Source organism: Priestia sp. P5_B4 (assembly GCF_056400385.1).
Window position 1 is genome coordinate 1 of record NZ_JBFULJ010000139.1, and the last position, 7,518, is coordinate 7,518.

Annotated in this window: 12 protein-coding genes; 2 read left to right on the forward strand and 10 right to left on the reverse strand. The window is 37.8% G+C overall.

Features of this window, described 5'->3' with window-relative positions; genetic code table 11:
* A partial coding sequence (locus tag AC1DRF_RS12850) for an SLBB domain-containing protein (protein WP_477740876.1) occupies positions 1 to 377 on the reverse strand: 377 nt, incomplete at its 3' end.
* An 87-nt stretch (positions 378 to 464) separates the two neighbouring features.
* Between AC1DRF_RS12850 and comER the strand changes: the two genes are divergently transcribed.
* A complete protein-coding gene (gene comER / locus AC1DRF_RS12855) occupies positions 465 to 1,295 on the forward strand; it encodes a late competence protein ComER (protein ID WP_097824616.1) in 831 nt (276 codons plus the stop codon).
* Positions 1,296 to 1,335: 40 nt separating this feature from the next.
* Here the strand turns inward: comER and AC1DRF_RS12860 are convergent, their stop codons facing one another.
* From AC1DRF_RS12860 to AC1DRF_RS12895, 8 genes are read right to left on the reverse strand one after another with little or no spacing between them, the layout of a single operon-like run.
* Entirely contained in the window at positions 1,336 to 2,094 is a 759-nt protein-coding gene (locus AC1DRF_RS12860; RefSeq protein WP_477740877.1) for a class I SAM-dependent DNA methyltransferase, read from the reverse strand.
* Positions 2,091 to 2,444, reverse strand: coding sequence for a ribosome silencing factor (rsfS, locus tag AC1DRF_RS12865; RefSeq protein WP_013085071.1), 354 nt, complete (start codon positions 2,442 to 2,444; stop codon positions 2,091 to 2,093). Before rsfS ends, AC1DRF_RS12860 begins: the two co-directional genes overlap by 4 nt.
* Positions 2,437 to 3,009 (reverse strand): bis(5'-nucleosyl)-tetraphosphatase (symmetrical) YqeK, encoded by a 573-nt coding sequence (yqeK, locus tag AC1DRF_RS12870; protein WP_477740878.1) that lies wholly within the window; start codon positions 3,007 to 3,009, stop codon positions 2,437 to 2,439. The genes rsfS and yqeK overlap by 8 nt, the downstream gene beginning before the upstream one ends.
* Complete coding sequence (locus AC1DRF_RS12875; RefSeq protein WP_013085073.1) at positions 2,996 to 3,568, reverse strand: nicotinate-nucleotide adenylyltransferase; 573 nt, start codon at positions 3,566 to 3,568, stop codon at positions 2,996 to 2,998. The genes yqeK and AC1DRF_RS12875 overlap by 14 nt, the downstream gene beginning before the upstream one ends.
* Before the next feature lie 60 nt (positions 3,569 to 3,628).
* The gene (yhbY, locus tag AC1DRF_RS12880) at positions 3,629 to 3,928 is read right to left on the reverse strand and encodes a ribosome assembly RNA-binding protein YhbY (RefSeq protein WP_043976166.1); all 300 of its coding nucleotides are present in this window, start codon (positions 3,926 to 3,928) and stop codon (positions 3,629 to 3,631) included.
* Between the two features lie 18 nt (positions 3,929 to 3,946).
* Complete coding sequence (aroE, locus tag AC1DRF_RS12885; protein ID WP_016765605.1) at positions 3,947 to 4,786, reverse strand: shikimate dehydrogenase; 840 nt, start codon at positions 4,784 to 4,786, stop codon at positions 3,947 to 3,949.
* Between the two features lie 19 nt (positions 4,787 to 4,805).
* On the reverse strand, positions 4,806 to 5,912 hold the full coding sequence (gene yqeH / locus AC1DRF_RS12890) for a ribosome biogenesis GTPase YqeH (RefSeq protein ID WP_043976164.1): 1,107 nt from the start codon (positions 5,910 to 5,912) through the stop codon (positions 4,806 to 4,808).
* A 3-nt stretch (positions 5,913 to 5,915) separates the two neighbouring features.
* The gene (locus AC1DRF_RS12895; protein WP_013059263.1) at positions 5,916 to 6,428 is read right to left on the reverse strand and encodes a YqeG family HAD IIIA-type phosphatase; all 513 of its coding nucleotides are present in this window, start codon (positions 6,426 to 6,428) and stop codon (positions 5,916 to 5,918) included.
* Between the two features lie 549 nt (positions 6,429 to 6,977).
* Here AC1DRF_RS12895 and AC1DRF_RS12900 point away from each other — a divergent pair.
* The gene (locus AC1DRF_RS12900) at positions 6,978 to 7,118 is read left to right on the forward strand and encodes a sporulation histidine kinase inhibitor Sda (protein ID WP_013059264.1); all 141 of its coding nucleotides are present in this window, start codon (positions 6,978 to 6,980) and stop codon (positions 7,116 to 7,118) included.
* Positions 7,119 to 7,191: 73 nt separating this feature from the next.
* Here AC1DRF_RS12900 and AC1DRF_RS12905 read toward each other — a convergent pair.
* Positions 7,192 to 7,518: phosphatidylserine decarboxylase (locus AC1DRF_RS12905; protein WP_477740879.1), on the reverse strand; the 327-nt coding region annotated here is incomplete at its 5' end.

Consider the following 7,518-nt stretch of genomic DNA (forward strand, 5'->3'; position numbering starts at 1 on the left):
GAGATGTAAACAGCCATTTCATCTTGTAGCTTGCTAGCTAAGTTGAGCTGTCTTAAGTCCGCTTCTTTTGTAGCGCCTCCGGCTTGTGCTAGAGCATCTTTTACCCTTGCATCTTTCGGAAGCTGGTATACACCGGGCTTCTGAACAGCTCCTTTAATATCCACCATAACAAACGGAGAATCTTGGCTCGAAATTACTTGATCAGACGACTCTCCTTCTTTTTTTACAGCAGAAGATTCTGCCTTTATCATATCTGAGGTTTGAAGAGAACTTTCCGGTTTCTCTCCACCTGTGCGATAGATATAAAAAGCCAAGCCAACTGCTAAGCAAATACACCCAATTAGCCATTGTTTTTTTGAAAAAGTCAAATTGTACACTCCTTTGGATTTTGAAGTAACGTCATAAATTCCATTACGTCTTCATAGTGTTTAGAAGAAAAGGCTTTTGAAGGAGGGAATGAATCAGTGAACATAGGGTTTATCGGAACAGGAAACATGGGGAAAATATTAATTGATGCGTTTATTGAATCAAAAGCCGTACGTCCTTCTAAAATTACTATTATGAATCGCACAAAAAAAAGAGCCAAAGAGATTCAACAGCAGCATAAAAAAATTCATGTTGCTGATACAGCTGAAGAAGTTGTTCACGCATCCAAAGTCATTTTTATTTGTGTTAAGCCATTGGATATTCACCCCCTTTTAATAAAATTAGAACCACTGCTAACGAAAGATCATTGCATTGTATCCATTACCAGTCCAATTAGCGTAGAACAAATCGAACGCCTCATTCCGAGTCAAGCAGCTAGAATTATCCCCAGCATTACGAATCGGGCATTAGCAGGTGTTTCTCTTTTTACGTTTGGAGAAAGGTGTACGCCTTTTTACCAAAATTATTTACATGAATTATTTTCATCTATGTCAAAGCCTGTGGCTATTGATCAAACGATTACGCGCGTATCATCCGATATCGTAAGCTGCGGTCCTGCATTCTTCAGCTTTTTGCTTCAACGCTTTATTGATGCAGCAGTTCAAGAAACAAATATTTCTGAAGAAGAAGCTACCGTCATGGCCAGTGATATGATTATTGGAATGGGAAAACTGTTGGAAAAAGAAATATTTACGCTTCCTACCTTGCAGGATAAAGTATGCGTAAAAGGCGGTGTAACCGGAGAAGGTATTAAAGTTTTAGAAGCTGAACTCGGAGAGATGTTTGTGCACGTATTTCAAAAAACACATGAAAAATTTGACGAAGACATTGAGCTTGTTCACAAGCAGTTTGATAGTCTTATTCCATAATTTCTGTAGAAATCCTGCTTTGAAACAAAAAAAGAAGCCTCTACTCGGCTTCTTTTTTTTGCGCAGAGAAAAAGATGCGCTCACTGTTTGAAGTAGGCTCACTCATTTTGAAATCTGCACTTACTTCTATATTTATAAAACCAGCTTCGCTCAGCCATGATTGATAATGGTCAATCGACCAAGTGCGCTGAGCATGCACCTCATCAAAGCGATGATATGCATCCATTTCTTCATCATAAGCAAAAAACGTAATATCATGCTCTACGCGCGTGTCTGTATCGTCATAGGTGCAGTTCCAAATATATGACACGTCTTCATCTACGTAAGAAAAAGATTGATTTCCAAATACGTCTTTCATCTTGTGCACTGAATGAACATCAAATATAAAGAGCCCACCTGGTTTTAAGTGCTTATATACACGTTGAATGGTTTCTTGAACTTCTTTATCACTTTGCAAATAGTTCAAAGAATCACAAAAGATTACTACACAGTCGAACTCTTTCAATAACTCAAGTTCCGCCATGTTTTGCTGAAAAAGAGATAGCGTTAACCCTGCTTCTGCCGCCTTTTCCTGGGCTACCATAAGCATATCATCAGACAAATCAACGCCTACTACGGAGAAACCTTCTTGTGCAAATCGAACGGAGAGTTCTCCCGTGCCGCAGGCAAGGTCTAATATACTGTCAGGCTTTGTTTTCGCTTTTGCCACCTGCTGATTAAAAAATCCAGCCCAATCGTCATACGGAACGTCTGCCATTAGCTGATCATATACGTAGGCAAGTTCTCCGTACCTGCTCATAGCTGTAGCTCTTCTGAACTTACAAATGGTGCATCTCCCCATAAGCGTTCTAAGTTATAATATCCGCGCTCATCTTTATGGAAAATGTGAACCACAACATCTCCAAGATCAACAAGAACCCACTTAGCCTGCTCAAATCCTTCTAAACGCTTCACAGAAATGCCTTGTTCGTGTGCTTTTTCTTTAATTTCACGAGCGATTGCCTGCACTTGTTTATCTGAGTTACCGTGACAAATAACAAAATAATCTGCCACAAGTGAGATTCCTTCCATATTTAACGCTACGATATCGATTGCTTTTTTATCGTCTGCTGCTTCTACAACAAGAGATAGCAATTCACGTTCAGTCATGTGTTTGACCTCCTAAGATTAAATCATTATATGTCATCATCGTATCGGGATAAAYGGCCTGATGTTTAGTCATTAAAAAAGAAATGGTGTTTTTCAGTGATTGAATAAGTGCTGCATTTAAGTCCGTTTTAGCTAACTCCCGCACTTCATCAACACCTGGAAATCTCCTTCCTGGTTCAATGTAATCAGCAACGTACACAATTTTTTCAAGTAACGTCATGCCAGGTCTTCCAGATGTATGGTAAGCAATCGCATCCAATACTTCCTTATCCGTAATCCCTACTTCATTTCTCACTAAAAACGCGCCTACTGGAGCATGCCATAATTCTGTATTGTATTCCAATAAAGAAGGGCTCATGTTTTGATCAATAATAATTTGCTTCATCTCTTCTTTTGGACGAAACTTGGCGTAGTCATGAAAAATAGCAGCCAATTCTGCTTTTTTTTCGTCTGCTTCAAAACGCTTAGCTAATTCAATTGCTGTTTCCATTACCCCGACAGTATGAATATAACGGCGTTCTGTTAACTGTTTCTTTACGATTTCTAATGCCTCAGTTCGATTCATATAATTGATTCTCCTCGATATATTGTTTAACACCAGCAGGTATAAAATAACGAATGGTTTCTTTCTTTACTACTCGCTCGCGAATAAAGGAAGAGGAGACATCAAACTGCGGAACTTCTACTTCTTTTATCGGGTAAGGGGACGTAATGGTATACCCCGGGCGTTTTACACCTACAAATGTAACCAAATTGACTAATTCATCAATTTCATACCACTTCGGCAAATATTCTACCATATCAGCACCAACGATGAAATGAAACTGATATGTTGGATATTTCTCCGTTAGTATTCTCATCGTATCATATGTATATGAAGGCTCTTTGCGCTCAAATTCGATGGGCTGCAGGGTAAATTGATCATGTTCTTCAATAGCTAGCTTTAGCATGTGTAAACGATGATATGGCTCAATAGGCTCTTTGATTGTTTTATGAGGTGGAATATACGACGGCATGAACCATATCTCATCTAATTTCAAGGCATGCAAAACCTCATTTGCCATCATTAAATGCCCCAAATGAGGCGGATTGAATGTTCCACCTAAAATTCCAATACTCTTCAACAATCCCCGACTCCTTTAATTTACTTCATTTTTAAATAGAGCGGGTTTCCCCGCTCTATTTCATTTCACTTTTGGAAGCATTAACTGCTTATTTTCGCGTGATTCTTTATATAATACAATTGTATTTCCAATCACTTGTACAAGCTCTGCTTTTGCTCCTTTTGTTAATCGAGCAGCAACCGTGTCGCGATCTTCGTCACAGTTTTGCAGAATGCTTACTTTTAATAATTCTCTTGCTTCTAATGCATCAGCAATTTGACCAATCATATTTTCATTGACTCCACCTTTTCCTACTTGGAAAATTGGATTTAAATGATGTGCTTTTGAACGTAAAAAACGTTTTTGTTTACCTGTTAACATAAAAACCTCCGCTGTATCTTATCTCTTAGTTAGTGTTGAAAGAACAATGTGTTCCATTGCCTCTTCGTCAGGACGGACGTTCGTCCACTTTTCAAATGCAAGTGCACCTTGCAGTACAAACATACCGACACCGTTATGAGTGCCTGCCCCTTTTGCTTCAGCCTCTTTTAAAAGCTTTGTTTTTAAAGGGTTGTAAATAATATCGCTGACTACGGCTTCTTTTTGCAATAAAGTAAGTGCTAATGGCAGCTCATCCACGTTAGGGTACATTCCCACTGAAGTGGTATTAATAATAATATCGAATGTATCTAATTGTTTTTCTGCATCAGAAATAGACATCGCCGCTGTTTTCGTCGAAAAAGGCAGCTCGTTAGCTAATACAGCTGCTTTTTCGACGGTACGATTGCATATCGCAATTACCTCCGGAGCATGCTGAGCTGCAATTGTATAAAAAATAGCTTTTGCAGCTCCTCCAGCTCCAATAATTAAAATTCTTTTTTGGGATAAGCTTCCTTCTACTGCTTTGAGCAAAGACGTCACATACCCCTCGCCGTCGGTATTGTATCCAATATAACGGCCATCTTGATTAACAACTGTATTTACAGCGCCAATTGCCTTTGCTAATGGATCGACTTCATCCAAATGCTTCATAATATCAACTTTATAAGGAATCGTGACATTAAATCCTTGAATGTTTTTATCTTTTAGCTCTCCAATGGCTGACTCAAAATGAACAGGTTCAATTGGAAAAGCTTCATAATGAGCATCCATATTCAGACGTTTAAAGGCATCATTTTGCATCAATGGCGATAGTGAATGCCCAAGCGGATAACCAACTAGCCCATATAATGTACTCAAGATTTTTTCCCCTTTTTGTTTAAATTAAAGAATCGCGCACAAATACGCCGACTCCTTTTGGTGCATGCGCCACAACTTTTGAACCTGACTCATTAACCGTCACCCAGCCCAGCCCTGAAAAAACAATATCCGTTTTTTCATTTTTTATTGTAAATTCATGTGCAACCAGTTCAGGAAACTCATCCATTTGCTCTGGGCGCGGCGGCTGAAGCAGTTCACCTGCTTGCTTTTCATACAACTCATCTGCTTTTTCAAGCTTCGTACGATGGATATGCAAATCGTTCGATACATAACATGTTAATGACTTGCGGCCCCCCTGTACATAATCTAAGCGCGCCAATCCTCCGAAGTATAACGTTTGCCCTTCATTTAGCTGATAAACCTTCGGCTTTATTTCTTTTTTTGGAGAAATCAGCTTTAAGTCTCGTTTATCTACATAGTGAGCCATTTGATGGTGATTAATAATACCAGGCGTATCATATAGAGATGCGCCGTTATCAAGCGGGATATCAATCATATCCAGCGTTGTGCCCGGATATTGAGATGTAGTAATAATATCTTTTTCTCCCGTTACTTCTTTAATAATGGCATTAATAAATGTTGATTTACCAACGTTTGTACATCCCACAACATATACATCTTTACCTTCGCGATAATGTTCAATGGCTTCGGCAATTTCTCGAATTCCTTGTCCTTTTTGCGCACTCATGAGGAACACATCCACTGATTTTAGCCCAAGCTCTTTCGCTTCTCGCTTCATCCAATGAATTAGTTTATTTTTCTTTATAGACTTTGGCAGTAAATCTGCCTTATTTCCCACTAAAAGGACCTTGTTATTTCCAACAAATCGATGCAAACCAGGTAACCAGCTGCCGTTAAAGTCAAAGATATCTACAACTTTTACAACTAAACCGTCCGTTTGACCAATTCCATTTAAGATTTTTAAAAAATCATCATCTGTTAAGGAAACATCTTGTACTTCATTATAATGCTTCAAGCGAAAGCATCGCTGGCAAATAATAGCTTCTTTTTCTAGTGCTGATTTTGGAGCATAACCAAGTTCATTTGGTCGTTCTGTTTGAATCTCCACTCCGCATCCTACGCACTGTAATTTTTCTTCACTCACGTTTTAATCCTCCCAGTTAATCATACCTTTTCGTTTCATCCAACCTAGAATTCTTCGTTCCATTTTACGGTTAAATTTCGTTACAAATCCATCTGTTTGCGCAACTGGTACAACCAAAACCGTATATACGCCGAGACGATTTCCTCCTAATACATCCGTTAAAAGCTGGTCACCAATCACTACAACCTCATCTTTTTGCAGCTCCATATCACGAAGAGCTCTTCTAAATGCTTTACGCATCGGTTTGCGTGCTTTATATACAAATGGAAGTCCAACTGGATCTGAAAACAGCTTGACTCGTTTCTCCACATTATTCGATACAATCGTAATTTTAATTCCACTATCTTTCATTAACTGAAACCACTCAATTAATTCCGGAGTGGCATCAGGGCGATCCCATTCCACCAACGTGTTATCTAAGTCGGTAATAATTCCTTTTATTCCGCGCTCTTTCAAATCGTCTGGCTTAATTTGAAACACGTTTTTCACATGTTCATTTGGTAAAAAAAGTTTCAACACGTATCATGCACCTCGAATATATAGTTACATACTAAAATTAACGCCGTCTATCATTATAACGACTTCTTGTTATTTTCCAACCTAAAATTTTATTCTCTTCAAAAACAGGTCTTTTCTTAGTATAAAGGATATGCCTTGTGAATGCTTTAACTTTATACAGAAAGTTATTGACAAAAGGTAGCAAACCTCTATTTGTTCGTAGGCTTACGATATATTCACTCTCTGCAAACTTAAAATAAAAAATAGTGCAGAAAACGTTTATTACTGATCAAATAGGGTAAGTGGTAAACAAATTCTGTTAAAAGTTTTCGACAAAAAATGATAAGCCCAATTATGTGGATAAGTTTATACACATTATCCTCTGTTATAGTTCAGCAATTAATGGTAATTATAAACAACATACCCACATTTTATCCACCGAAAGCTGTGGATAACAGAACGATTGTTCCTTTATTTGATTCATGTTAGATTATAAATAAGGAATTTATTAGCATTTAAATATAACTTTTTAGGATATTTATTTTAGTAGGAGGTGGCGGCAATCTTATGAGAAAATTATCAGATGAGCTGCTTATTGAATCATACAGCAAAGCAACCGAACTGCAATTAAGCCCTGATTTTATAAAATTAATTGAAGAGGAAATTGAAAGAAGATCATTAAAGATTAGCATACAAATTCCTTCTTAACGAATAAAAGAGCCTTCTTAATAAAAGAAAGCTGCATCTTCATTTATCTATCTACTCTTTTATTATATAGGCTCTATTTTTTCAAATGAGCAATTGGTTCTCCATACTTTACATAAGAACCTGAGTGAACGTTAGAATCAAAAGTGATTGAGTTCTTCTCAAATAATAAAATGACAGTCGAACCAAACGTGAAGTAAGCCATTTCTTCCCCTTTTTCGACTACTTCTTTTTTAGAAACCGCTTCAATGCTGTTGATAAACATGGCTCCTACTTTTACCATCAGCATGTGACCATTTTCAAATGTTAACTCCGTGAGCTTCCGGAAATTTTTCACCAGCGGTTCTTTTCCGTACTTGATTCCTAATGAATTTACTGGATAAGACTTTTGTCCAACGGTCCA